This window comes from Flavobacterium rhamnosiphilum (assembly GCF_004349195.1).
Classification (GTDB): domain Bacteria; phylum Bacteroidota; class Bacteroidia; order Flavobacteriales; family Flavobacteriaceae; genus Flavobacterium; species Flavobacterium rhamnosiphilum.
Genome location: NZ_SMLG01000008.1, coordinates 1 through 23,643, shown reverse-complemented (window position 1 = coordinate 23,643; position 23,643 = coordinate 1). Strand labels below are relative to the sequence as shown.

27 protein-coding genes and 1 other RNA gene are annotated in these 23,643 nt (G+C 32.2%); 10 read left to right on the top strand and 18 right to left on the bottom strand.

The window, feature by feature from the left end; translation table 11 throughout:
* Positions 1-21: 21 nt before the first annotated feature.
* Positions 22-573 (bottom strand): 1-acyl-sn-glycerol-3-phosphate acyltransferase, encoded by a 552-nt coding sequence (locus E0I26_RS11175; protein WP_131916564.1) that lies wholly within the window; start codon positions 571-573, stop codon positions 22-24.
* A 61-nt stretch (positions 574-634) separates the two neighbouring features.
* Here E0I26_RS11175 and E0I26_RS11170 point away from each other — a divergent pair, with 61 nt between their 5' ends.
* Together E0I26_RS11170 and E0I26_RS11165 are read left to right on the top strand one after the other, a co-directional pair.
* Entirely contained in the window at positions 635-1,300 is a 666-nt protein-coding gene (locus E0I26_RS11170; RefSeq protein WP_131916563.1) for a spermidine synthase, read from the top strand.
* 104 nt (positions 1,301-1,404) lie between these two features.
* Positions 1,405-2,115: a potassium channel family protein gene (locus E0I26_RS11165; RefSeq protein ID WP_131916562.1), complete on the top strand. Its 711-nt coding sequence runs from the start codon at positions 1,405-1,407 to the stop codon at positions 2,113-2,115.
* Position 2,116: 1 nt separating this feature from the next.
* On the opposite strand, the gene kdsB is transcribed toward E0I26_RS11165, so the two are convergent.
* From kdsB to E0I26_RS11125, 8 genes are all read right to left on the bottom strand, one after another.
* Entirely contained in the window at positions 2,117-2,842 is a 726-nt protein-coding gene (kdsB, locus tag E0I26_RS11160) for a 3-deoxy-manno-octulosonate cytidylyltransferase (RefSeq protein WP_131916561.1), read from the bottom strand.
* A 111-nt stretch (positions 2,843-2,953) separates the two neighbouring features.
* Positions 2,954-3,457, bottom strand: a complete 504-nt coding sequence (locus E0I26_RS11155; protein WP_131916560.1) for a GNAT family N-acetyltransferase — start codon at positions 3,455-3,457, stop codon at positions 2,954-2,956.
* Positions 3,454-3,744: a type II toxin-antitoxin system TacA family antitoxin gene (locus E0I26_RS11150; protein WP_131916559.1), complete on the bottom strand. Its 291-nt coding sequence runs from the start codon at positions 3,742-3,744 to the stop codon at positions 3,454-3,456. Before E0I26_RS11150 ends, E0I26_RS11155 begins: the two co-directional genes overlap by 4 nt.
* A gap of 164 nt (positions 3,745-3,908) precedes the next feature.
* Positions 3,909-4,589 (bottom strand): GNAT family N-acetyltransferase, encoded by a 681-nt coding sequence (locus E0I26_RS11145; RefSeq protein WP_131916558.1) that lies wholly within the window; start codon positions 4,587-4,589, stop codon positions 3,909-3,911.
* Positions 4,590-4,703: 114 nt separating this feature from the next.
* Positions 4,704-5,339, bottom strand: coding sequence for a hypothetical protein (locus E0I26_RS11140; RefSeq protein WP_131916557.1), 636 nt, complete (start codon positions 5,337-5,339; stop codon positions 4,704-4,706).
* 123 nt (positions 5,340-5,462) lie between these two features.
* Positions 5,463-5,972 (bottom strand): hypothetical protein, encoded by a 510-nt coding sequence (locus tag E0I26_RS11135; RefSeq protein ID WP_131916556.1) that lies wholly within the window; start codon positions 5,970-5,972, stop codon positions 5,463-5,465.
* Between the two features lie 96 nt (positions 5,973-6,068).
* Entirely contained in the window at positions 6,069-6,899 is an 831-nt protein-coding gene (ygiD, locus tag E0I26_RS11130; RefSeq protein ID WP_131916555.1) for a 4,5-DOPA-extradiol-dioxygenase, read from the bottom strand.
* A 110-nt stretch (positions 6,900-7,009) separates the two neighbouring features.
* Positions 7,010-8,431 (bottom strand): ATP-dependent DNA helicase, encoded by a 1,422-nt coding sequence (locus E0I26_RS11125; RefSeq protein ID WP_131916554.1) that lies wholly within the window; start codon positions 8,429-8,431, stop codon positions 7,010-7,012.
* A gap of 210 nt (positions 8,432-8,641) precedes the next feature.
* On the opposite strand from E0I26_RS11125, the gene E0I26_RS11120 reads away from it, so the two are divergent.
* Positions 8,642-9,448, top strand: a complete 807-nt coding sequence (locus tag E0I26_RS11120) for a DUF3822 family protein (RefSeq protein ID WP_131916553.1) — start codon at positions 8,642-8,644, stop codon at positions 9,446-9,448.
* Positions 9,445-10,038, top strand: a complete 594-nt coding sequence (locus E0I26_RS11115; protein WP_131916552.1) for an RsmD family RNA methyltransferase — start codon at positions 9,445-9,447, stop codon at positions 10,036-10,038. The genes E0I26_RS11120 and E0I26_RS11115 overlap by 4 nt, the downstream gene beginning before the upstream one ends.
* Before the next feature lie 15 nt (positions 10,039-10,053).
* On the opposite strand, the gene E0I26_RS11110 is transcribed toward E0I26_RS11115, so the two are convergent.
* The 3 genes from E0I26_RS11110 to rnpB form a co-directional block, all read right to left on the bottom strand.
* Positions 10,054-10,971, bottom strand: a complete 918-nt coding sequence (locus E0I26_RS11110) for a ketopantoate reductase family protein (RefSeq protein ID WP_131916551.1) — start codon at positions 10,969-10,971, stop codon at positions 10,054-10,056.
* A 10-nt stretch (positions 10,972-10,981) separates the two neighbouring features.
* Positions 10,982-12,232 (bottom strand): cation:dicarboxylate symporter family transporter, encoded by a 1,251-nt coding sequence (locus tag E0I26_RS11105; protein WP_131916550.1) that lies wholly within the window; start codon positions 12,230-12,232, stop codon positions 10,982-10,984.
* A gap of 33 nt (positions 12,233-12,265) precedes the next feature.
* Positions 12,266-12,587, bottom strand: an RNA gene (gene rnpB / locus E0I26_RS11100) — RNase P RNA component class A.
* 121 nt (positions 12,588-12,708) lie between these two features.
* Between rnpB and E0I26_RS11095 the strand changes: the two genes are divergently transcribed.
* The 4 genes from E0I26_RS11095 to E0I26_RS11080 all read left to right on the top strand — a co-directional run bounded on the left by E0I26_RS11095 (position 12,709) and on the right by E0I26_RS11080 (position 16,287).
* Positions 12,709-13,017 carry a hypothetical protein gene (locus tag E0I26_RS11095; protein ID WP_131916549.1) on the top strand — a complete coding sequence of 103 codons (309 nt, stop codon included), beginning with the start codon at positions 12,709-12,711 and terminating at the stop codon, positions 13,015-13,017.
* A 77-nt stretch (positions 13,018-13,094) separates the two neighbouring features.
* Positions 13,095-14,207 (top strand): class I SAM-dependent methyltransferase, encoded by a 1,113-nt coding sequence (locus E0I26_RS11090; protein WP_131916548.1) that lies wholly within the window; start codon positions 13,095-13,097, stop codon positions 14,205-14,207.
* Positions 14,208-14,509: 302 nt separating this feature from the next.
* A complete protein-coding gene (gene dnaX, locus E0I26_RS11085; RefSeq protein ID WP_131916547.1) occupies positions 14,510-15,595 on the top strand; it encodes a DNA polymerase III subunit gamma/tau in 1,086 nt (361 codons plus the stop codon).
* A 308-nt stretch (positions 15,596-15,903) separates the two neighbouring features.
* A complete protein-coding gene (locus tag E0I26_RS11080) occupies positions 15,904-16,287 on the top strand; it encodes a DNA polymerase III (protein WP_235831761.1) in 384 nt (127 codons plus the stop codon).
* A gap of 1 nt (position 16,288) precedes the next feature.
* Here the strand turns inward: E0I26_RS11080 and E0I26_RS11075 are convergent, their stop codons facing one another.
* The 6 genes from E0I26_RS11075 to E0I26_RS11050 form a co-directional block, all read right to left on the bottom strand.
* On the bottom strand, positions 16,289-16,867 hold the full coding sequence (locus tag E0I26_RS11075; protein WP_131916546.1) for an NAD(P)H-dependent oxidoreductase: 579 nt from the start codon (positions 16,865-16,867) through the stop codon (positions 16,289-16,291).
* A 63-nt stretch (positions 16,868-16,930) separates the two neighbouring features.
* Entirely contained in the window at positions 16,931-17,488 is a 558-nt protein-coding gene (locus E0I26_RS11070; RefSeq protein WP_131916545.1) for a Crp/Fnr family transcriptional regulator, read from the bottom strand.
* A 64-nt stretch (positions 17,489-17,552) separates the two neighbouring features.
* On the bottom strand, positions 17,553-18,125 hold the full coding sequence (locus tag E0I26_RS11065; RefSeq protein ID WP_131916544.1) for a TMEM175 family protein: 573 nt from the start codon (positions 18,123-18,125) through the stop codon (positions 17,553-17,555).
* An 8-nt stretch (positions 18,126-18,133) separates the two neighbouring features.
* A complete protein-coding gene (locus E0I26_RS11060; protein WP_131916543.1) occupies positions 18,134-19,024 on the bottom strand; it encodes a Ppx/GppA phosphatase family protein in 891 nt (296 codons plus the stop codon).
* A gap of 102 nt (positions 19,025-19,126) precedes the next feature.
* Positions 19,127-21,214, bottom strand: coding sequence for a polyphosphate kinase 1 (gene ppk1, locus E0I26_RS11055; RefSeq protein WP_131916542.1), 2,088 nt, complete (start codon positions 21,212-21,214; stop codon positions 19,127-19,129).
* Complete coding sequence (locus E0I26_RS11050; protein WP_131916541.1) at positions 21,211-21,696, bottom strand: SixA phosphatase family protein; 486 nt, start codon at positions 21,694-21,696, stop codon at positions 21,211-21,213. The genes ppk1 and E0I26_RS11050 overlap by 4 nt, the downstream gene beginning before the upstream one ends.
* 557 nt (positions 21,697-22,253) lie before the next feature.
* On the opposite strand from E0I26_RS11050, the gene E0I26_RS16500 reads away from it, so the two are divergent.
* Both E0I26_RS16500 and E0I26_RS11045 read left to right on the top strand, forming a co-directional pair.
* Positions 22,254-22,421, top strand: a complete 168-nt coding sequence (locus E0I26_RS16500; protein ID WP_165929440.1) for a hypothetical protein — start codon at positions 22,254-22,256, stop codon at positions 22,419-22,421.
* An 85-nt stretch (positions 22,422-22,506) separates the two neighbouring features.
* Positions 22,507-23,643 (top strand): SprB repeat-containing protein (locus tag E0I26_RS11045; RefSeq protein WP_131916540.1); only part of this gene is annotated, 1,137 nt, incomplete at its 3' end.

Below are 23,643 nucleotides of genomic sequence, written 5' to 3'. Positions count from 1 at the left end.
AAAAACTGAAATAAACTCAATTTATAATTTATATCCGTTTTCAGGAATTTTTCCTTCTACACCTACATAATGCTTTTTCAAAATAATAAGATCCGCTTCTATATCCCCCGTTGGCATTAAAGGCTTTCCAAGATTGACTTCTTTTTTACCAAAATCAAATGCAACAGGAATTATAGGAACATTTGCTTTCAAGGCAATATAATAAAATCCCGTTTTTAGTTCGCCCACTTTTTTACGGGTTCCCTCAGGTGCAACTGCCAGACGAAAAACTTCTTTTCTTTGAAAAATAGCCGCAATAGAATCAACTTTGTTCAAACCTCCTGAGCGATCCAATGGTTCTCCACCCATATATTTGAAATAAAATCCAAAAGGAAAACGGAACAATTCTTTTTTACCCACCCAATTCATTTCTAATCCTGTAATTCCTCTGGTAAAAATCCCCAAATAAAAATCATGGTTACTCGTATGCGGCATCACCATCATGACACATTTTTTGATATCCGCATCAATAGTCCCAACTATTTTCCAACCCATGAGCCTGAAAAATATCCATTTGTAAAATTGTTTCTTCATTCTTTCTTATTTAGTACAAAATAAATAATTTATATCTTATTTTTGAGTAAAACTGCCACCAATGATTAAAAAAATATTCAGTTATCTAATTCCAATAAAAATTTATGAAACCAAATCTTCGTTGAGTAAATCAATAGAGGTGACTTGGGCAAATGGTGAATTGGTTTTAGATTCTGAAAATACAAATTATTCGTATGGCAGTTTGCAACGCATTTTAAGATTAGGATTAAAAAACATTGGTTATGAAAAAATAGTCCCAATGAATCATATTTTAGTTTTGGGAGTTGCCGGCGGAAGCGTTATAAAAACATTGGTTGATGAAATAAAATACAAAGGAAAAATTACCGGAGTAGAAATTGACCCGGAAATAATTAAAATAGCCAATACGTATTTTAAATTGGAGGAAGTGAAAAATCTTGAAATTGTAATTGATGATGCCTTCGAATTTGTTTTAAAAACAAAAACCAAATACGATTTAATTATTATTGATATTTTTCAAGACACAACAATGCCTAATTTTCTATTTGAAACTTTTTTCATCAATAGAATTTGCTCTCTTTTGAAAAGTAATGGTTTTATTCTTTTTAATACAATGCTATTGAATGAAAGTCAAAATGTAAGAAATAAAAAATACGTCTCCGAATTTTACAAAAATCAATTTCAAATAAAAACCATTCCAAGAGTTGAAGTTCATAATGAATTGATCGTAATCGAAAAATTGAATTAAATAATGAACCGTAAATATTCTTTCTGAAAATTCGCAATCCAATAGTCTTAAAGCAACACAATTATTTTGTACTCTTACATAGCGTTATTTAATACTCTGCTGGAATGAAAAAAATTTTAAAAAAACTGCTTCTTGGGAAAACGTCAAAGGGTTTTCAACCCAAATTTAATCCCATTCAAAAACGGATACAAAATATTCAATCCATTTGGAATAACGATCATCAGGAAGACAATGGAATTGAAAAAATCGTGCGGTTATTCCTTGCTTCTTCCCAATTACTTTTCCCTGGAATTTACATTAAATATTGGGCCAGCAAAAAAGGAGTCGAATACCAGGATTTAGCTTTGGATTTCTATGTTTTACTTAAAGTGGTTTTTCCAATATTGATTTTAGTAAATCATTGGCAAAGCCATCAATGGATTATTTGGATTCTCATTTATGTTTTTTTGGAAACCGTTTTTTACATTCCAACATTAATTTTTGCTTCTGATTTATTTTCAAAACCACGTTCGTATAAGAGATCAATGTTGTTGCTTTTCTTTAATTATTTAGAAATTGCATTTGCGTATGCCGTGTTTTATTCTATTGACAGTTACTTAAACAGACCTTTCTTTCATTGGTTTGATGCGGTTTATTTTAGCATCGTAACCTCCTCTTCCATAGGGTATGGAGATTATCATCCAATAACCACGATAGGGAAATTCCTGGTAACTACACAAGCGTTATTGTTTCTGTTTTTCGTTGTGCTTTTCTTGAATTTCTTTTCCACCAAAGTAAAAACCAAAGGCTACTTTGATCATGAAAATCTGGAATAAATCACAACATTTTTCTGGCTTTTTCTAAATCTTCCGGAGTGTCAATCCCGATTCCAACATGAGTCGTTTCGACCATTTTGATTCGTTTTCCAAATTCCAGATAGCGTAATTGCTCCAGTTTTTCGGATGCTTCCAAAGATTGCATCGGTAAACTGTAAAAATCCAATAAAGCTTGTTTTCTAAAAGCATAAATCCCGATGTGTTGCATGTACCGAACACCCACATTTTTCTCTCTTGGATAAGGAATTACCGAACGTGAAAAATACAATGCAAATCCGTTTTGATCCACCACTACTTTTACATTGTTGGGATTATTGATGTCTTCTTCATTTGTGATTTCGCGCATCAAAGAAGCCAAATCCACTTTTTTATCCAAATCATTTCTAAAAACTTCAATCACTTTTGCCAAAGGTTCCGCATCTATAAACGGTTCATCTCCCTGCACGTTAATCACAATATCAACGTCCAGATTTTCGACTGCTTCCGCAATTCGATCACTCCCCGATTCGTGTTCCTTAATACTCCTGATGGCTTTCCCACCATTAGAAACGATTTCGTTATAAATTAAATCCGAATCCGTTACCACAAAAACATCATCAAACAATTGCGTGTTTATGGCCGCTTCATAAGTTCTTAAAATGACCGTTTTTCCTCCTAAATCCTGCATCAGTTTAGCGGGAAATCGTGTCGAAGCGTAACGGGCGGGAATGACTGCTATTATTTTCATTATTATGTTTTTAATTTGCTACAAATAAACTAAGTCGCAAAGTTTTATTTTTTATTACTAAACATTTAAAAATAATTTAGTGTACGATTTAATAAACAACAACTTTTATTATTATTCAAATAAACTACTAATGGTTTTCATTGGTAAAAACATTTTGCCACTATCTGGCAAAGTTATAAATCCATATTTGCTGTAGAAATTTACAGCATCCTCATCTAAAGGGTCAACAATTACGGCAAAAGAACCAATATTTTTTGATAATTCATAACTCCTTTTAAGGGCATCAATCAATAATAGTTTCCCGGTACCATTACCTTGAAATTTCCGATCAACAGCTAATCTACCAATCAAGGTTGTTGGAATTGAGGTGTATGATTTTGGCAATTGTTTTTGTAATTCGGAAGGAACTAAATCCAAAGAGATACTATTATTGGCTAAAGTATAATAACCTGATATAAAACCTGTTTCCTTGTCAATCAAAACAAAACAGGCCGATAATTTTCTACGGATATCCTGGTTGGCTTGTTTTTGTAAATAGTCATCCAACATCTCTTTTCCGCAAAAAAAATCCTTTTTTTTATGCCCTGAATTTAGGGTTTCAGATAATTGACTCATTCTGAAAGCAATGCTTTAAAATCATTTGCAGCTGCTTGAAGTGCTTGGTTTGGAGTATTAGGATTCGTAATGGCCTCAAAGAAAATTTCGCTATCTCTTTGAGAAGCCAAAACTTGTTCTCTTTCGCTTATAATTTCTTTTGCCTTAATTTGAACGGTACTAATTACAAAATCGGTTAGATTGCGATACCCGCCAAGACGTGCGGCTTTTTCGAACAATAATTTTTGTTCAATAGGCAATTTAGTATCAAATCTAGCTTTTTCGATTTTAATTGTTTTTGTTGCCATAACACAGTATTTTTTTTCAAATATACGGATAATATCCGTATAAAAAATAAATCATACGGTTTATTTCTGTACTTTTTATTCTAATGAAATTAAATCACCGTCTTTCCAACCTTAGTTAGTATGTTTTTAGAAGTTAAAAACTGTTCTTAATTCTCAACTTAAATTTACTTCGTGATATTCCAAAAACTGATTTTTCGCCTGATTGTAAAACCTAATTTCTCGTACAGTTGTATTGCTCCACTATTATCTTCAATCACATGTAAATAAGGCGTTTTATTTTGGTTAAAAATTTCATTTACAGTATGGATAACTAATTGTTTGGCGTATCCTTTTCCGGTATGATTAGGATGTGTGACTACTGCACTTACTTCAACAAAATCATTCATTTGCATGCGTTCACCAGTCACAGCAACAAGTTCATCGTTTTTGAAAATACCATAATAATTGCCTAATAAAGCAGTTTTTCTTTTAAAATAACCCGGTTGCACCAAGTTAACCAACTCATATAAAGCATCGATATGTTCGTCAGTGAGTTTTACGATTGGATCATTAATTGTAATATCGATTGCATCATAAACAATCATTTGAAGGCAAATAACTTCTTTATTTAACTTCAATAGATTTGAAAGTTCCGGTTTTTCTCCAACAATAAAAAAATTATCAACTTTAGCAGAATATTCATCAATAGGCTTTACAATCGCATTGCCTTTTTCAAAACCACCAAACAGACAATAATCCGGATGATAAAATTTTACACTGTCATAATCTACCGCAAAACTTTGATGCGTTTCTGATAACGAAAACCAAACCGGATTATCTAATTTTTTATCGTCTTGTGTTTTCACAATAAGTAGTTTTGAGGGGTTTGTTCTGAAGATTAGTGATAATTATTATTGAAAGAAAAAGTTATATTTAGTTTGTGGTCACGAGCGGGACGCTCGCGCTAGCTGGGTGGGGGGTTATTCTTTTATTTCAAGTTTATAACCAGAAAGCTTATTGCGGAACTTATCCAATTTCTGATTGGTTTCTGCCGTTCTGAATGCAACGGTGTCTTGGACACTTATTTTAGATTCTTCAATTATTTCATCTACAGTTATGGTTTTGTAGAATACTATTATTTCAGACATTTCAAATTCAGAAATATATGACTGTAGATTATTTGGAGCTTGAAACTTTGTTTCACAATTAGGACAAATTGGTTTGTCAAAATTATTTCCAATGTTTTTACCGAAAATACCACCTAAAATAGCTCCGGGTATAGTTCCGGCAATGGCTCCCAAAGGCCCCATTGCTATTCCTATTTTTGCCCCAAGAATTGCCCCAGCAGAAGCGCCACTAATCCCACCAGTAATTTTGCCATCAGTTATATTAAAAAAATGGAATCGATATCCGCATTTGGGACAATGAACAAATACTTTTCCATTTTCAGCATTATGATTTTTTTGATATTCAATTTTTTTTACTCTTTCTTCCTTTCTTAAAATGTCTACCTCTTCCAAATATTTAACAAGTTCTTCTTTGCCACTCTTTAAATAAATTTCGACTGCATTTTTCTTAAATTGAATAATTTGTATTTGTTCTTCACTTTCTGGCATTTCGACTATTGTTGTCATAATAAATTTAGTTAAGGTTGGAAAAATGATTGAATTTATATTAAAAAAAATAATTTATTGGTGTCATAAATAATATAAAAAACACCAATCTTCCAAAAAACATTACTAAAATTTCCCCATTATTCTTTTATAATATTTTGGAAGTTTATATAGGGTCTGATTTTCTTTAGATAAGCTATCAATACCGAAATAATCTCGAATTAAAATTACCAACAAATAATAATTATTAAAATATTCTTTATATTCTTCTTCAGTTTTTGCTTGGTTTTTTTCTCTCAATGAAACAAAAAAACCTTCACTTTTATACAAAGTTTCATTTGAGAGTGTAACAATATTATTAGGAAGGATGTGTTCGTGCTGATATATAATTGCACCAATAATTTCAAACTTATTCACTGAATCATTTTGAACTTCGGGATTTTCAAATAATTCAGTTATATGAAGGTTAAGTTTATAAAAATCATTTATTATTAATGTACAAATTCTAATCTGTTCTTTATAAATATGTTCCCGCAAATTATTTTTTCGGTTTTTGGCAGTAAAATATAGATTTACTAGACTCACAGCCAGGGTCGCCATAATTCCAATTATAAATAAGATATCTTTGGTTTCCATTTTATTTAAACTTTTTTTGATGTTATAATAAGCGACTCATAAATAAATGTTTGTTTTTTAATCACCCAAATATAAGATTTATTCCCCATTATTTCTCTACATAATCTTCACTGAAGTCATACTCAGCGAACCCGCTAATAACTTATCATTAAACAAACTCAGTTCTTCGGATTTTCCTTTTAATCCCAAGGTATAAATCAAAGGTAAATAATGTTCTGGCGTAGGAATTGCTAATTGAAACGCTTTGCTTTGTTTTTCAAAATCAATCAACGGCTGGAAATTCCCGTCCACTAAATAATTGTTCACCGTTTCCCTTGCTTCAATTGCCCAATCGTATCCGTAATTGTCTTTATCGAAATTATGATAATCGACCAATCTCAAATTATGCACAATATTTCCACTACCTACAATCAAGATTCCTTTGGTACGCAACGCACTTAGTTTCTGAGCCAACTCAAAATGGTATTGCCCGGATTTTGTATAATCAATACTCAACTGAATCACAGGAACATTCGCTTCGGGATATAAATGTTTGATGACACTCCAAGCACCGTGATCCAAGCCCCAATGTTCGTCCAGCTCTACTTCTACCGGTGTCAACAATTGTTTGGTTTCTAATGCTAATTCGGGACTTCCTTTCGCAGGATATTGCACGTCGAACAACGCTTGCGGAAAACCTCCAAAGTCGTGAATCGTTCGTGGCATTTCCATTGCGGTTACCTTTGTCCCTTTGGTAAACCAATGCGCCGAAATACACAAAATGGCATTCGGTTGTGGTAACGTTTTAGCCAAATTTCGAAAACCCGTTACAAACTGATTTTCTTCAATTGCGTTCATCGGACTGCCGTGTCCTAAAAACAGCACCGGCATTTTTTCGGTATTCGAAAAAGAACCTGAAATTTTATGCAAGTCGTTTAAAGTGTTCATAACCAATTCTATTAAAAGTTTAAAACAGACAAATTAATTTTTCAAACCATATAAGCTATTTAAATTTTACTTTAATTGTTAAGCATATATGACTTATATGTTTATGAAATTTACTCTACAAAATTCTCATCCTTAAAACCAATCAAATATAATTTATTTTTTGCTCGGGTCATTGCGGTGTACAACCAGCGAATGTAATCTCTATTGATTCCGTCCGGTAAATACGGTTGTTCTATAAAAACAGTATTCCATTGACCACCTTGGGACTTATGACAGGTTATTGCATATGAAAATTTAACTTGCAAACCATTAAAATATTCGTTGGCTTTCACTTTTTGGAATTTTTGGAATTTGGTTTCACCTTCGTAATCTTTCAACACTTCCTGATACAATCGGTTGGATTCTTCATACGTTAAAGATGGTGATTCACTTTTTATGGTGTCCATTAACAATACCGTTTCAAACGGAATCTGATTGGGATAATCAATCATTCTTATTTTTACTTTGGCAAACTTAAAACCGTACAATTCTTTGATATTGAAAATTTCCAATATTTCGATAATATCACCGTTGGCAATAAAACCCGCTTCATCAGAATCTTTTAACCAAAAATAATTGTTCTTCACCACCATCAGGAAATCACCTGTAGAAAGTTCGCTTTCTTTATCGAGGATTTTGGTTCTGATTTGCTCATTATATTGATTTGCCCTTTTATTGGAACGAACAATAAAGGCAGTATCTTCTATACTATAATTACTGTAGGCGAAATTGATGGCATCCTGAATATCGTATCCATCGGTCAATCGAACTATATCCTTGAATTTCTTGACGTCAAATTTGAATTCATCTATAAAGGAATCCTTCAATAATTCCCGAAGTTCAGTGGCGTTATGCAAAATCCCGGAATTTTCTTCCTGACGCATCACTTCGTCCAACTCAATATGTTCTACTTCCTTATCATAATTCATTCCCAAAGTGCGAATATCCAAAGCTGGACTGATATCCAAATTCACCGGAGGCAACTGAGCGGTGTCACCCAGTAAAATCATTTTGCAATTGGTTCCTGAATATACATACGAAATCAAATCATCTAATAAGGAACCGTTTTCATATAACTTAGAATCGGAATTAGTGTCCGAAATCATCGAAGCTTCATCGACGATAAAAATCGTGTTCTTGTGTTTATTTTGTTGTAACGTAAAAGTAACGCCACCACCGGAAGACTTCTTTGGAAAGTATATTTTTTTATGAATCGTAAAAGCTGGTTTGTTCGAATAATTAGCAATCACTTTTGCCGCACGACCCGTTGGCGCCAACAAAACATACTTTTTATTGATGTCCAATAAACTGTTTACAATCGTAGAAATCACGGTTGTTTTTCCCGTTCCCGCATATCCTTTTAATACGAAGATGGTTTTATTATCGGTTTCGGTTAAAAAAATTGCTATTTTTTGAAAAAAAACATCCTGTTTATACGTGGGTTGAAAAGGAAACTTTTTTTGTAAAAGACTATAAAACAGGGAGGAATTCATTTCGTGTTATTTGACTGCAAAGTAAAGAATGTTTTTTCAATTTCAATGTCAATAGCAATTTCAATTTTCAATTACTGCCATTGAATTTTGCTATTGTCATTGCTATTGCTATTGTCATTGCAAGTGAATTTTGTAATTGAATTTTGCCATTGCAATTGTTATTGATTTTTAAATTTGTAAGTTTGCGTTGTTGAAAAAATCAATAGTATTATGAACATAGCCGAAAAAAAATATAAAAAACTTTCCATTCAAGTTTCCTTGACGGGACTTTCTTTTTGTTGTTTTGATACGCTAAATAATACCGTAATTTCATTTAACGAAGTGCATTTTGAGACCTTTCATAAAGCCACAAAAATTGAAGATTTGTTTGCTGATGCTTTTAGAGATCATTCGGAATTAAAGGATTCCTATGATGAAATTCTGATAATTCATAACAACAACCTTTCTACTTTTGTACCGGAACCTTTATTTGATGAAAACTTTTTAGGCAGTTATTTGCAATACAATACCAAGGTTTTTGAAACCGATTTTTTCGCTTTTGATGAAATTCCAAACTATCAAATGAATGCGGTTTATATTCCGTATGTGAATATCAATAATTTTTTTATTGACCAATTTGGTACTTTCGATTACAAACATGCGAACAGTATTTTGGTTTCCAAATTATTGGTTGCTTCCAAAAATAAGGATGAGAAAAAAATGTTTGTACATATTAATGCCGGTCATTTTGAAATTATTGTAGTTCAGAACCAAAAACTACTCCTTTTCAATTCATTTGATTACAATACGCCGGAAGATTTCTTGTATTACATATTATTCACGGCTGAACAATTGAACTTAAATCCCGAAAACTTCCCATTGGAATTAATCGGAAATATTGATACCGAAAGTGATTATTTCAAAATCGCTTACAAATACATTCGCAACGTTTCCCTCATAGATGTGGAAGATTTGCGATGGAACAATTATTTTTCTGAGGCCGAAAACAGAAATCATTTTATACTTTTCAACTCATGAGAATCATTTCAGGAAAATACAAAGGAAGACGCATTTTTCCACCAAAAGGACTTCCCGTTCGTCCCACAACCGATATGTCTAAAGAAGCATTATTCAATGTTTTGAACAACCATTTCAGTTTCGAAGGGCTTAAAATATTAGATTTATTTGCCGGAACCGGAAATATCAGTTACGAATTTGCCTCAAGAGGAAGCACGCCGATTACTTCTGTTGATGGTGATTTTGGTTGTGTAAAATTCATCAAACAAGTTGCTGCCGAATATGATTTTAATATTGCAGCCACTAAAAGTGATGTTTTTACCTATTTAGAAAGATGCAAAACTTCGTACGATATTATTTTTGCGGATCCACCTTATGCTTTGGACCAAAAAACTTTCGAGAAAATTGTTTTATTAATTTTCGAAAAAGAATTGCTAAATGAAGAAGGAATGATGGTAATCGAGCATTCAAAATATACCAAATTGGATCACATGATTCACTTTTCGTTCCAAAAAAGTTATGGTGGTTCTATTTTTAGTTTCTTCGAAATAGGCAATAAGGAGGAAGATTCTGAAAATGAATCAGACCAAAACGATGGTGAAGAAGAATAATTTTAGTTATTTTTTTTAAGATAGTTTCTCCAATATTTTCTTATATATTGGAGTAGCAACTCCATATTTCAAACCTTCTTTTACCACATATTCTGTTAAGGAATTCACTTCTGTTTTTCGATTTGCCAACAAATCTCTGTGCATCGATGAAGTGGCATCTTGTGGCGATTTCTCCAATTTAATAATCGTTTGGGCAACAATGTCATTTGGCAACGCTAACCCTTTTGCGGAAGCGACAGCAGTAATCTCGTTTAACAATGAAATATAAACTGCTTTATTTTCAGGATTATTTAAAATCCCTCCAATGTTTTGGTTCAAATACGAAGTTGCTGAAGCCAGAGCGGAAATAAAAATGAACTTCTCCCAAACTGTTTCTTCACTATTTTCTACAAGATAACTTTCGATACTTGCATTTTCGAAAATGGATTGCAATTCCTTCAATTTAGAAACCGGAGCATTTTTAGAACCAAAGAATAGTTTTTCGTAAGGGCCAATTTTCTTGATAATTCCCGGAGCAACAATCATCGAAACAATATACACGCAACCTTGCAAAACAACATTTTCAGGAAATGCTATTTGTATGCGTTCCGTGGCATCGACACCATTATATAAAGGCAAGATTATCGTGTTTGGCGCAATGCAGTTTTTTATGGATTCAAAACTACTTTCAATATCATAGGTTTTAGTGGCGCAAATAAGGTAATCGAGTTTCCCAATTTCGTTTGGATTGTTAGAAACCAAATTCGGAAAAACAGTCATTTCACTTTCGTCTAAAATGATTTTTAATCCGTTTTGAGCTACTGCTTTTTGGGTTTCGCCACGGGCAATACATACGATTTCAATTGTATCTGAGTCAAAATAAGCTTTGGCTAATAAACCTCCGAAATAACCACCCACTCCTCCGAGTCCTAAAATCCCAATTCTTGTTTTCATTAATTTAAGTTTAATTATCGGTAACAGGTTCAAGATTTAATTCAGAAAAATCAAATTCACTTTTAGATATAACAATTGTAGCTACGCTGTTTCCTATTAAATTTGTAATTGCTCTAGCTTCACTCATAAACTTATCTACCCCAAGTAAAAATGCCAATCCTTCTACTGGAATCTTATGAAGCGCTGTAAGTGTTGAAGCAAGAACTATGAAGCCACTTCCAGTAACGCCAGCAGCTCCTTTTGAGGTTATCATTAGAATACCGATTATACTCAATATTTCAAAAAAACTAAGATGCACATCGTACAATTGAGCTAGAAATATAACCGACATCGATAAATAGATTGAAGTTCCATCCAGATTAAAAGAATAACCAGTTGGGATTACCAATCCGACAACCGATTTACTACACCCCATTCTTTCCAATTTTACCATTATACTTGGTAAAGCAGCTTCAGAAGAAGAGGTACCGAGAACCAATAAAAGTTCTTCTTTAATGTATTTTAAAATCGAAATTATATTAATTTTATAATAACGAAGGATCCCACCAAGTATTATAAACACAAATAAAAACATAGTGAGATAAACCGAAAGCATCAATTTTCCGAGAGGAATAAGTGTGGCCAAACCAAATTTACCAATAGTATAAGCCATTCCTCCAAAAGCACCTAATGGGGCTAGATACATTACATATTTTAATCCTAGAAAAACAACATTAGAAAATCGCTCTAAAACAAGAATTGTCTGTTCTCTCTTCTTATAAAAATTAAGCAAAACTCCGGTTACAATTGCTGCTACGAGAACTTGCAAAGTAAAATTAGAGAAAAAGAATTGTAGCCATGAAAAATTTTCTGAAGCTGCATTGGTGAATTTACTCGGATCTTGCAAAGCCAATCCTGTTCTGTCTATTTTCCCGGGTTGAAAAAAATATGCAACGGCAATTCCTATAGTTAATGCAATTGTAGAAACAATTTCGAAATATAATAATGCCTTAAAACCAATACGTCCTACTTTCTTTAAATCTCCCATACTGGAAATTCCCAAAACAATCGTCAGAAAAATAATTGGTCCAATAAAAAGTTTGATGATATCAACGAATGTTTTTCCTATTATCTCCATTTTAACTCCATTGGCTGGAGAAAAATGCCCTAATAAAATTCCCGCAATAATAGCGATAAGCACCCAAAAAGTTAGATTGGAGAAAAGTAACGCAAAAATTCCTTTTTTTAAATTTTCTCGATTAATAGAAGAAGATTGTTTCATTAAAATATATTTGATATTTGCGCAAATATATATAAAAAATGCAGACCTATAAGCCGGATTCTGTTCTCATTATCACTAACGATACCTTATCATTTATCTAGATCCCGAATTACTTCGGGACTCAAGCTATCTACCCTTCAACAACGGACGAGAAGCCCTTAAATGCTGATATACTTGATATTTCACCGCATAGAGTTTACCTGGTTTCACTACAGCATTACCTGTACATACTTTCTGTTGCACTTGTCCTAATCCGATTGCTCGAACCGACGGGGGTTACCCGCTATGCTTCCCTATGGTGTCCGGACTTTCCTCCCTCTTGATTACTCAAAACGGCGATAAGGCGGTCTGCGGTGCGAAATTACAACATTTTTTGATGTATCTCAGTTTTAGATTATTTACTTTAACATCCATTTCACAACGACTTAATAATAAATTAGTTATCTTTATAATTAACAATTAATCTTCCATTAATCATGAAGCCAACGTACCATTATACCACTGTTATAGAAGCCTTAGAAGATCTAAAAGAAAAAGGTTTCACCTATGATTTTAATATTCATCAAGATGATATTAAAGCAAATCCGCATAAATATGAAGTAAAACACGTGTATCGCTACGAAGGGGATACTGATCCTGGCGAAGAATCGGTGGTATATGGCATCAGCTCTGATTCAGGAGAAAATGGAGTTTTTGTAGCTGGTTTTTCGGCAAATTCTGATAATGATGCTGCACTTGTTTTGGAAAAATTATGCATAGAAAGCAGCGGGCAATGCAAACTCTAGTTGCCGTATAGTCCTCTTTTTTAAACAACAACAACTTCATTTTAAGGTTTCCCAAAAAAATTAATTATTTAAGTTCTATGCTGTTATCCGAAATAATAATAGAACGAATCAAAAAAGAAGGACCAATCTCTTTTCGGGATTTTATGGAAATGGCATTGTATTATCCAGAATTGGGGTATTATAATTCTATACAGGACAAGATAGGATCCAATGGCGATTTTTACACCAGCCCTTATATTTCTGCCGACTTTGGAGCCATGCTAGGCCATCAAATCGAAGAAATGTGGGAGATTTTAGAAAAAAAACCTTTTACGATTGTTGAATATGGCGCCGGAACCGGTTTATTATGTCATGATATTTTAGATTATCTCAAGAATAATCCCGCTTTGTATGATAGCTTAACCTATTGTATCATCGAAAAAAGTGTCAGCATGCGTGAAATTGAAAAAAAACATTTGCATGAAAAAGTAAGTTGGTACAATTCAATCCAAGATATTCCTGAAATTAACGGTTGTATTTTATCGAATGAACTGGTTGATAATTTTGCGGTGCATCAGGTAATTATGGAAGAACAACTTCAGGAAGTCTTTGTAGACTATAAAGAGGTTTTCATAGAAGTTTTGAAACCTGCAAAAAAAGAACTCACCCAATATTTCGAAACATTAAATGTACAACTGCCAAAAGGATTTCGCACGGAAGTCAATTTGGAAGCGGTATCTTGGATAAAAGAAGTTTCACAATCCATACAGAAAGGATATGTAATCACCATAGATTATGGTTCTTTGTCGGCTGAATTATACCACAACCACAGGAGTTCCGGTACATTATTGTGCTATCACAAGCATCACAAAAACGACAATCCTTATCAATTTATTGGTCAACAAGACATCACATCTCATACCAATTTCTCTGCTATATCGCATTGGGGCGCGCAAAACGGGCTAGATTGTTGTGGTATAGTGGATCAAGCACCTTTTTTATTAGCGCTCGGTATTAAAGAATATCAAAATATTGCTTTACTTAAAAATAAGGATAATTTGCAATTGGCAGCCCATGAAGCAGTAATGAATTACAGACTATTATTTGATATGGGAACGAAATTCAAAGTATTAATCCAACAAAAAGGAGTCCCAAAATATCCATTATCCGGTTTGAAATTTTTAAATTCTTCAAGAACCGTTTTTAGTTAAAAAAACTATCCAATCAGATTTAGAAATACTTTATTTTTTTGAAATTGTAATTTAGTTAGGAGCTATTTCCAGCTATTCATTACAAATGAAATTCACTGAACTCCAATTAAAATAAAAGTATTGTGAAGTAATCTTTTCTTGTTTTAAAGAAAAACAAGAAAAGGATTTCTCCCGAAAATTCGGGACTATCCAGACTAGAAATTCGGGAACAAAAAACCATTTAAAAAATTATAAAATCTTTCAATACTTAAATTTTTCCATCTTTAAATTAAAACCTATATTTGCTTTCGAATAAAAATTCTATGGAACAATTTGTTGTATCGGCCCGTAAATATCGTCCTCAAACATTTAAAGATGTTGTAGGACAAAAAGCCATTACCAATACTTTATTGAATGCCATAGAAAGCAATCATTTGGCTTCTGCCCTATTATTCACAGGACCTCGTGGCGTTGGAAAAACTACTTGCGCCCGTATTTTGGCTCGAAAAATAAATCAGCCGGGATATGACGATCCAAATGAAGATTTTGCCTTTAATGTTTTCGAATTAGATGCTGCTTCCAACAACTCCGTTGATGATATCAGAAATTTAATTGACCAAGTCCGTATTCCGCCACAAACGGGACAATACAAAGTATACATTATTGATGAGGTTCACATGTTGTCTTCGGCAGCTTTCAATGCTTTTTTGAAAACATTAGAAGAACCGCCAAAGCACGCCATTTTTATATTGGCTACGACCGAAAAACATAAAATTATTCCAACGATACTTTCTCGTTGTCAAATATTTGATTTCAAAAGAATCACCGTAAAAGATGCTAAAGAACATCTTGCCGAAGTGGCTACCAGTCAAGGGGTTAATTTTGAAGATGACGCTTTGCATATTATTGCTCAAAAAGCAGATGGCGCGATGCGAGATGCTTTGTCGATTTTTGACCGAGTAGTTTCTTTTTGTGGAAAAGATTTAACACGTCAGGCCGTTACGGAAAACTTGAATGTGTTGGATTACGAAACCTACATCAACATCACCGATTTGATTCTGGAAAACAAAATCCCGGAATTATTAATCGCTTTCAACGATATTCTTGCCAAAGGTTTTGATTCACATCATTTTGTATCAGGATTGGCTTCCCATTTTAGAGATTTATTAGTATCTAAAACACCTGCTACGCTATCATTATTAGAAGTTGGGGAACAAGCGCAACAAATGTATGGTGTGCAAGCCCAAAAATGCAGTCAAGACTTTCTTTTAAAAGGAATCGAAATTGCAAACGATTGTGATTTGAAATACAAACTAAGCCAAAATCAACGACTTCTTGTTGAACTTTGTTTGATGCAACTTGCCTCTATCACTTATGATGGAGAAAAAAAAAAGTTGAGCAATTTATAATTCCACCTACTTATTATAGGAAGAATGACTACTCCATAATAGAAATTCCAAAAAACAATGGCAATAGCAATGAAAATGGCAATGTCAAAAATCAAATTTCAGTTTCCAAACCCGAAACTGTTACCCTAAACGCTCCCGAAGTTTCCAGAGAAGAATTAAATTCAGAAGTTGTTCAACCTAAATTCTCAAATCTTAATTCTCAAATCTTAACTCCATTATCAAATGAACCAAAGATTTCTGCATTTTCATTATCGAGTATTCGTGCCAAAAAAGCATTAGAAGAAAGCAATAAAGGAATTGTAAAAGAAGTGCTTCATTTGCCGACTGAATCTTTTACAGAGACTGAAATGTTGTTGCAATGGAATAAATATGCGCAACGTTTAGGAGATAAAGGGTATAAAATCATGGAATCGTTATTACTTATCAACGATCCTAAACTAGATGGAACTGCCATCTCAATTGAATTGCCTAATGAAGGTTCTAAATTAGATTTTGAAAAAGAACTAAACGGACTTTTAGGACATTTAAAAGGTCATTTACACAATCATGATATTACAATAGAAGTTATTGTGAATGAGAGTTTCGAAAACAAAAGAAGCTTTAATGACCAAGACCGATACAATAGACTTCATGAAATAAATCCAAATATTGAACTGTTACGAACAACATTTGGATTAGATTTAGATGCGTAAATTATTTGTTTTTTAAACCAAATTGAAAAACTTTTCGCAACCAGTTTTCTCTTTGCTTTTCATCAGAAGTTTTTATGACTCCAATATAACTGACTTTAACTGGTTTTATGCCACAAAATTCTAAAGTTGATTTCTTTAATTGATTCACACTTGGTCTTCCAAAAAACAATCTGTAATACCAACCAGGTTGATCTAATGTAGTAATAATGTGTGCTGTTTTTCCTTTTAAAAGTTTATCCCACCAAATAGAATTTTCTCTGTATCTAAAAGCCATTCCCGGCAAAAAAAGACGATCAATAAAGCCTTTTGTAATTGCAGGTAAACCACCCCACCAAACCGGATGAATCCAAACTAAATGTTCAGCAATTTTAATTTTTTCCCAAGATTCAATTAAATCTTCCTCTAATTCAATTCGCTTTTGATAGCCAAATTGTAAATTAGGATTAAATTTTAAAGTAGCAATTGTAATCATATCTACCTGTGCACCTGATTGAATCGCTCCATTTTTGTAATACTCCGCTAATGCATAATTAAAACTCGACGGGTTTGGATGTCCATTTATAATAAGAATTTTTTTCATGTTTATATTTTGGACAAAAATACCCCATAAAAAAAACATAGCTACAAGACAAATGTCCTATAATTAAAGCGCTTTTCGAATCCGACTTAAATGTCTTGGGGTTATTCCTAAAAAAGAAGCCAAATTGTGTAATGGAATAAGCTGAATGTATTTTTTATGAAGCCTAAATAATTCTTCATAGCGTTCTTTTCCTGTCAATTTTTGAAAAGATACCATTCGTTGTTGTAATGTGACATATTCCATTTCAGCTATTTTCCTACCTGCTTCTTGCCAATGAATACTGTTTTTATAAAGTAGTTCTAAATTTTCATGGCTGATAATTTGCAATTCAGTATCAAAAATTGCCTGAATATTTTCTTCCGTTGGTTTTCTAGTGATAAAACTAGCAAAAGCGGCCATAAATTCATTCTCAAAAGTGATACAATTTGTTATTTCGTCTCCTTTATTATTTAAAAAAAAGGAGCGTAAGACACCTGATTTTATGAAAACAATTTCATTACAAATTTGATTTTCTCGAATTAAAAAATCTCCTTTTTTGAGTTTCCGTTCCGTTACTAACGCATCTAATTTATTTAATTCATTTTCGGGGAGCAGTTGTAATGATTTGAATATGGATTTCATTTGTTGTTTTTAATAAATCTGGTTTACCTTAATGATATTAGGAAATCATTTGTAATAAGAATAACTACTTAAAAATTCTTTCGACCCTTTTATCTGGAATTAACCAAATCAGGGCTACAATAAAATAGATAACTCCTGAAATCAATTCATTAAAAAAAGAAAAAAATATACCTAAGAAATATAACGCTATTGAAGCTTTCCCTTTAAGATCTCTTCCTAAAACTTTACCCAAAAGAGAATCTTTCCCCTCATTTAGGATAATATTTTTTTGTAAAATAATATAAGCAATTGCCGATAATAGCAGAATAACCCCATACAAAGTCATTGTTTGTTTAGCAAAATAATGTTCTCCCATCCATCCCGTAGAAACAGGAATTAACGATAGCCAAAAAAGCAAATGCAAGTTTGACCAAAGAATTTTACCATTCACTTTAGTCAGTCCATGTATTAAATAATGATGGTTATTCCAATAAATTCCAACATATATAAAACTTAGAATATAGCTTATAAATTTTGGAAAAAGAATTTTTAAATCCTCAAAATTATGCCCTTCCGGAACTTTTATTTCCAGTATCATAATAGTAATTATGATAGCCAAAACACCATCACTGAAAGCTTCAAGTCTGTTTTTATTCATATTATAAATTATATCTTACCGTAATACATGGCTTTTACAATACCATCTGAAAGCCCTATTTTAGGAACATATATATGTCTGGCACCACTCCATTTCATTGCATTCAGATAAATTCTTGTCGCGGGAATAATTACATCGGCACGATCCGGATTCAATCCTAATTCTGAAATCCTTTGTTCGTACGAAAGTGAATTCAAGAAAGCATATTGAGAATTCATATAGATATAAGATAATGGCTTTTCCTGTATCTTTCCGGACATTTTGAATAACTTATTAATATTTCCACCAGACCCTATTAAAGTGACTTCATCGTATTCTTCCGTATTTGTTTTAATCCATTTTTCAATTTCATCCCATACAATATCGTGTACCATTTCATTAAGCAATCGCACAGTTCCTGCTTTGAATGATCTTGAATTTATCATTTTACCATTAGAGAATAAGGTAAACTCAGTGCTTCCACCGCCAACATCTACAAAAAGATAGGTTTCATCTGTTTTCAGCAGATGATGCAAATCAGTAGAAGCAATTATAGCAGCTTCTTTTTTCCCATCAATAATTTCTATTTTTATATCGGCTTTTTTCTTTATTAAAGCAACAACTTCCTTACCGTTGTAGGCTTCGCGCATGGCTGAAGTTGCAAAAGCCATATAACGTTCCACTTTATGTACTTTCATCAAAAGATTAAAAGCTTTCATGGCATCGCACATTCTTTCCATATTCTCATCAGAAATTTCACCCACTGTAAAGGCATCCTGACCTAGACGAATTGGAACACGTACTAACGAACTTTTATTAAACTGTGGTTCTTTTCCTTCTTGTTCTACAATATTTACAATCAATAAACGCATGGCATTAGAGCCAATATCGATTGCTGCATATTTTTTTATTTTAATCATTTTGGATTTGATTCGTTTATGCTTTTAGTAATTAATTTGTCTATTTATTAATTCTAAAGTCAAAAAATTAATGAAAATATTAAATTAGATTTGAACAAATAATTATACTATTTCTTCTGTTTTTGATTCTAATTCCACTTTGCTTTGATAGTATTTATAGGTTTCTAATTGTGCCCTAAAAACAGGATTATGATTTCGAACTCTATATTTATTATCTAATTTATAAGAATGATAACGGGCCTTTACATTCCCTTTCCAACCTATATCGAAGTTATCGATTAACTCATTTTTTATTTCCTGATCGTATATTGGACAGGTAACTTCAACACGACCATCCAGATTTCTGGTCATAAAATCAGCTGATGAAATATAAACTTCCGTTTGTCCTGCATTTCCAAAAATATAAATTCTGGAATGTTCTAAATAATTATCGACTATACTTATAGCTTCGATATTATCACTCATTCCGGGAATTCCCGGTATCAATGAACAAATCCCTCTAACTTCGAGTTGAATTTTCACTCCTGCTCTACTGGCTTCGTATAATTTATCTATCATTTCAAAATCAGACAAACTATTCATTTTTAGTTTTATATGCGTTTTTCTTCCTGCTAATGCATGAGTAATTTCTCTATCAATTAATTTTATAAATCGAGATCTGGTATAATGCGGGGAAACAATGAGATGTTTGTAGCGATGCACTCTATAATTGATGTCAAAAAACTCAAATATTCGCATAATATCTTTCAGAATTTGTTGATGACTCGTAAAAAGAGTTACGTCAGTGTACACTTTTGCTGTTGATTCATTGAAATTTCCTGTTGAAATAAAACCGTATCGCTTTATTTTATTATTCTCATTTCTTTCAATAACACATATTTTACTGTGTACTTTTAATCCTTTTATTCCAAAAATTAGTTCAATACCTTCCGTTTGCATTTGCTCAGCATACGAAATATTGGAAGCTTCATCAAAACGAGCTTGCAATTCGATTTGAACGGTTACTTTTTTTCCATTTTTGGCCGCATTTATCAGTGAACTAATAATTTGAGAATTTTTTGCCAATCGATATAACGTAATTTTTATCGAAGTTACTTTTGGATCTAATGCCGCTTCACGCAAAAACTTAGTGAGATATGAAAAGGATTGATAAGGTGCATTTAATAAATAATCTCTTTCACTTATTTTTTCTAACATACTTCCTTCAAGACTTAATCCTGGAATTGGCAAAGGATCATTGGTTTTGTATAATAAATCAAATCGACCCAGATTTGGAAAATTCATGTAGTCGCGTCTGTTGTGGTATCTTCCTCCGGGAATAATGCTGTCAGTAGAAACAATTTTCATTTTATCAAGAAAAAATTGCAAAGTATCTTCTTCTATTAATTGGTCATAAATAAAGCGCACCGGTTCACCAATTCTACGATCTTTAACACTCAATGATATTTTTTCAATCATACTTTTACTTAAATCACTATCGATGTCAAGTTGAGCATCTCTGGTAATTTTTATCATGTGTGCAGAAACACTTTTGTAGTCAAAAATATTAAAAATACTGCTTAAATTATGTCTAATGACATCATCCAGAAGTATAATATATTGTTTTTCATTATTAGACGGTAAAACAACAAAACGGTTGATTGTTTTTGGAATTTCAATAACGGCATAACGAACTTCTGAATTTTGATTCATAACCAGTTTAATGGCTAAATAACCCGAAGTGTCTTTCAATACTGGAAACTCTGCTAAATCATTCAAAATTATTGTTACTAATTCAGGACTTAATTTTTGAATAAAAAAGTCTTTCAAAAAGATTTCTTGTTCAATTGTAATGTCATTTTCAGTGATAATAAATATATTTTTAGTCTCCAGTTCCGTTTCAATAATATTTAATATCCGTAAACTTTCAGATTGTTGCTGGATTACAATTTCAGTAATATCCTTTACTAATTGCTGCGCAGAAATACCTCCGAGATACTTTTCTCCGGTTATCCCTGTCAGACTCAATCGTCTAATGGCTGCAAAACGAACTCTAAAAAACTCATCTAAATTATTCGAAAAAATACCTAAAAATCGCAGTCTGTCTAATAGTGGAACTGAATTATCACCAGCCTCTTGAAGTACTCTGGCGTTGAAAGCTAACCAACTTTTTTCTCTATCAATATATTTATATTCTAATACTTTATTCATCTTAAATCTTTGGGAAATATTATTTTTTTTATTTTACCTTTTTTAATTTTTTTCCAATCATCGGTATCAAATTTCAAGGATACAAAACCACTTGTAGGAATATTATCAATATAATCATCCCCAAATTTATTAACAAAATTTGTAATTGCACCATTATGTCCGAAAACAATAATACTTTCGAAAAGATTACTGCATGATTTGATAATTTCCTCCAGTTTCTTTTCATCAAAAGTATAAAGGTCGTCTTTGTAAACGATACTTTCTATAGGATAGGCTAAATTTTGAGCAAAAATTAACGCTGTGTTTGTCGCTCTTTTTGCAGAACTTGCCCAAATAATATACGTTTTGGGAATAAAATCTTTTGCATGAATAGAAACAAGATGAGCATCTTTCATTCCTTGACAAGTCAAACCACGATCTTTATCATGCATTGGAACTTCCCAACTTGATTTTGCATGCCGAACTAATATTAGGTTTTTCATAATGAAAAAATAATTTTGTAATCAATTAGCAAATAGTTCGAGAATTAAGATACAATTTACAAAAATATATTTTAAATGTACTTTTTTATTTAACTATTAACCCAATAGATAAAATACAAACAAACCCATTAAAATACTATTATTCTTACATGTAAATAACGTAAAACCACAAGTAATCAACTATTTAAGTGTTTTATCTTGCTTTTTATTTGTTAATATTAATTAAAAATATAGATTTGAAATGTTAAAATTTTATTTAAAAAAACTACAATAGAAGTAAAAAGATCAAAAGCTATCATAAAAAAGACATAAGAATACTTTTTTTTAGTTTTTTTTTAACAAGAAATGTCATTTCAACGAGTATTTAGGTTATTGGTAGAAAAAAAAATTGGAATTAAATCATTCTAGTTAGTTTAGCTTAACATTCAAGCATTTAACTTCAAAAAATTATCATTTAAATAAAATCAGTATGATTTCAAAAATTGATATTATCCTATAAAAATGTCCATAATCTATCAATAAAATTAATTACAAACAGCATATTAAAAATTGATTGTATGAAAACAAAAATTACCCCCAGCAAAAAAAACAGTTTTAAACCTATTATTTTTATTTTGAGTTTGTTTTTTACAATACTAAACAGTTATTCACAGACAAATCCTACGGTTAGCTTAGCTGAATCACCTGCTTGTACATATGCAGGTTGTACTGCAAAAGACCTATAAATCACTAATTCTTTTATTGGGAAATTTGGATGAAATCCTACTATTTTAAAGAATTCATTACTAATTTATTTAAATAATAAATATTATGAAAAAAATTACTTTTATTCGATTTTTAGCTTTTTTAATATTGTTGTTTTCTACAACAATTGGGTTTTCACAAACACCAACTGTTTTTTCAGGCACCCCAGCTTTAGTCGATGCCTGTGTTTTGGCAGCTAATGACTGTACAACCTCTGCAGTTACTATTGGAGAAGTGTATTTAGGCAATGCAAGCGGAGCGGCGATTACATCTTGTACATATGGAACTCCTTTTTCGACAGGTGTTTATATTTGGGTAAATGTTTTGAGTTCTACTAAAGAGAATATGTATGTACAATTCGATTTGTTTAAAGATGATGATAAAATAGATCTTAGTGGAGCATCTTATTCAGGTACTCAAAAAATCAGTGTAGGTCATGTTGGAGAATTCGCACCTGGAAAATATAGAATTGTTGCCGTACCGAGTTATACTTGTGGAGAGACTTTAGAAATTAAGAATTTATTTATGACTTGGCAGACTAATAACCAAACCCCTCCTGGTTGTCATACGCAAAAATCAATGTGTGATAAAAATTTGCTTACATCTACAATAATTGTGAATACGCCAATATTTACTGATTTTTTAGTAAGTAAAGTATGTAATGTGGGAGCTTTTCAACAAGTTACTTATACAGACTCAACCACTGGAGGTGTTACAAATAATGTTTACGCATGGTCTTTTCCTGGAGCTGCAACGGTTTCACCAACTAATTTAACAACAAAGGGACCATATACTGTGACTTATTCTTCAGCTGGTCCACATAGCGCTAGTTTAACGGTGTCACATCCAACAAATGTGGTAAGTCCAAATACTAAAACAATTAATGATATAACAGTAGAGGCTTGTTGTACAATAGCTATTAATTCAATAGAAAAAACTAATGTGCAATGTAATGGAAGTTCTGATGGTACAGTAACAGCGACTAAAACAGGAGGAGTTGGAACAATAACTTATGATTTGTTGTTTTCAGCAACTTCAGGAGGATCTTTTACTGCAAATGGTTTGACGACAAATGGTGATTCAGATGGAACTTACACGGGTTTAGGTGTAGGATTTTACAAAGTAGTTATATCTGAAGCTAACGGATGTAGCAATACAAGTTCTGAAGTTCAAATTACTCAACCAATACTGGTAACGGTATCG

Excerpts from the sequence above, each read along its gene's own strand:
- E0I26_RS11050 (WP_131916541.1), bottom strand. The coding sequence starts at position 21,696 with ATGAAAAACCTAATATTAGTTCGGCATGCAAAATCAAGTTGGGAAGTT.
- E0I26_RS11065 (WP_131916544.1), bottom strand. The coding sequence starts at position 18,125 with ATGAATAAAAACAGACTTGAAGCTTTCAGTGATGGTGTTTTGGCTATC.
- E0I26_RS11095 (WP_131916549.1), top strand. The coding sequence starts at position 12,709 with ATGAAGCCAACGTACCATTATACCACTGTTATAGAAGCCTTAGAAGAT.
- dnaX (WP_131916547.1), top strand. The coding sequence starts at position 14,510 with ATGGAACAATTTGTTGTATCGGCCCGTAAATATCGTCCTCAAACATTT.
- E0I26_RS11075 (WP_131916546.1), bottom strand. The coding sequence starts at position 16,867 with ATGAAAAAAATTCTTATTATAAATGGACATCCAAACCCGTCGAGTTTT.
- E0I26_RS16500 (WP_165929440.1), top strand. The coding sequence starts at position 22,254 with ATGAAAACAAAAATTACCCCCAGCAAAAAAAACAGTTTTAAACCTATT.
- E0I26_RS11090 (WP_131916548.1), top strand. The coding sequence starts at position 13,095 with ATGCTGTTATCCGAAATAATAATAGAACGAATCAAAAAAGAAGGACCA.
- E0I26_RS11110 (WP_131916551.1), bottom strand. The coding sequence starts at position 10,971 with ATGAAAACAAGAATTGGGATTTTAGGACTCGGAGGAGTGGGTGGTTAT.
- E0I26_RS11115 (WP_131916552.1), top strand. The coding sequence starts at position 9,445 with ATGAGAATCATTTCAGGAAAATACAAAGGAAGACGCATTTTTCCACCA.
- E0I26_RS11150 (WP_131916559.1), bottom strand. The coding sequence starts at position 3,744 with ATGGCAACAAAAACAATTAAAATCGAAAAAGCTAGATTTGATACTAAA.
- E0I26_RS11120 (WP_131916553.1), top strand. The coding sequence starts at position 8,642 with ATGAACATAGCCGAAAAAAAATATAAAAAACTTTCCATTCAAGTTTCC.
- E0I26_RS11175 (WP_131916564.1), bottom strand. The coding sequence starts at position 573 with ATGAAGAAACAATTTTACAAATGGATATTTTTCAGGCTCATGGGTTGG.
- E0I26_RS11135 (WP_131916556.1), bottom strand. The coding sequence starts at position 5,972 with ATGGAAACCAAAGATATCTTATTTATAATTGGAATTATGGCGACCCTG.
- E0I26_RS11060 (WP_131916543.1), bottom strand. The coding sequence starts at position 19,024 with ATGATTAAAATAAAAAAATATGCAGCAATCGATATTGGCTCTAATGCC.
- E0I26_RS11155 (WP_131916560.1), bottom strand. The coding sequence starts at position 3,457 with ATGAGTCAATTATCTGAAACCCTAAATTCAGGGCATAAAAAAAAGGAT.
- E0I26_RS11105 (WP_131916550.1), bottom strand. The coding sequence starts at position 12,232 with ATGAAACAATCTTCTTCTATTAATCGAGAAAATTTAAAAAAAGGAATT.
- E0I26_RS11125 (WP_131916554.1), bottom strand. The coding sequence starts at position 8,431 with ATGAATTCCTCCCTGTTTTATAGTCTTTTACAAAAAAAGTTTCCTTTT.
- E0I26_RS11140 (WP_131916557.1), bottom strand. The coding sequence starts at position 5,339 with ATGCCAGAAAGTGAAGAACAAATACAAATTATTCAATTTAAGAAAAAT.
- kdsB (WP_131916561.1), bottom strand. The coding sequence starts at position 2,842 with ATGAAAATAATAGCAGTCATTCCCGCCCGTTACGCTTCGACACGATTT.
- ppk1 (WP_131916542.1), bottom strand. The coding sequence starts at position 21,214 with ATGAATAAAGTATTAGAATATAAATATATTGATAGAGAAAAAAGTTGG.
- E0I26_RS11070 (WP_131916545.1), bottom strand. The coding sequence starts at position 17,488 with ATGAAATCCATATTCAAATCATTACAACTGCTCCCCGAAAATGAATTA.
- E0I26_RS11165 (WP_131916562.1), top strand. The coding sequence starts at position 1,405 with ATGAAAAAAATTTTAAAAAAACTGCTTCTTGGGAAAACGTCAAAGGGT.
- E0I26_RS11170 (WP_131916563.1), top strand. The coding sequence starts at position 635 with ATGATTAAAAAAATATTCAGTTATCTAATTCCAATAAAAATTTATGAA.
- ygiD (WP_131916555.1), bottom strand. The coding sequence starts at position 6,899 with ATGAACACTTTAAACGACTTGCATAAAATTTCAGGTTCTTTTTCGAAT.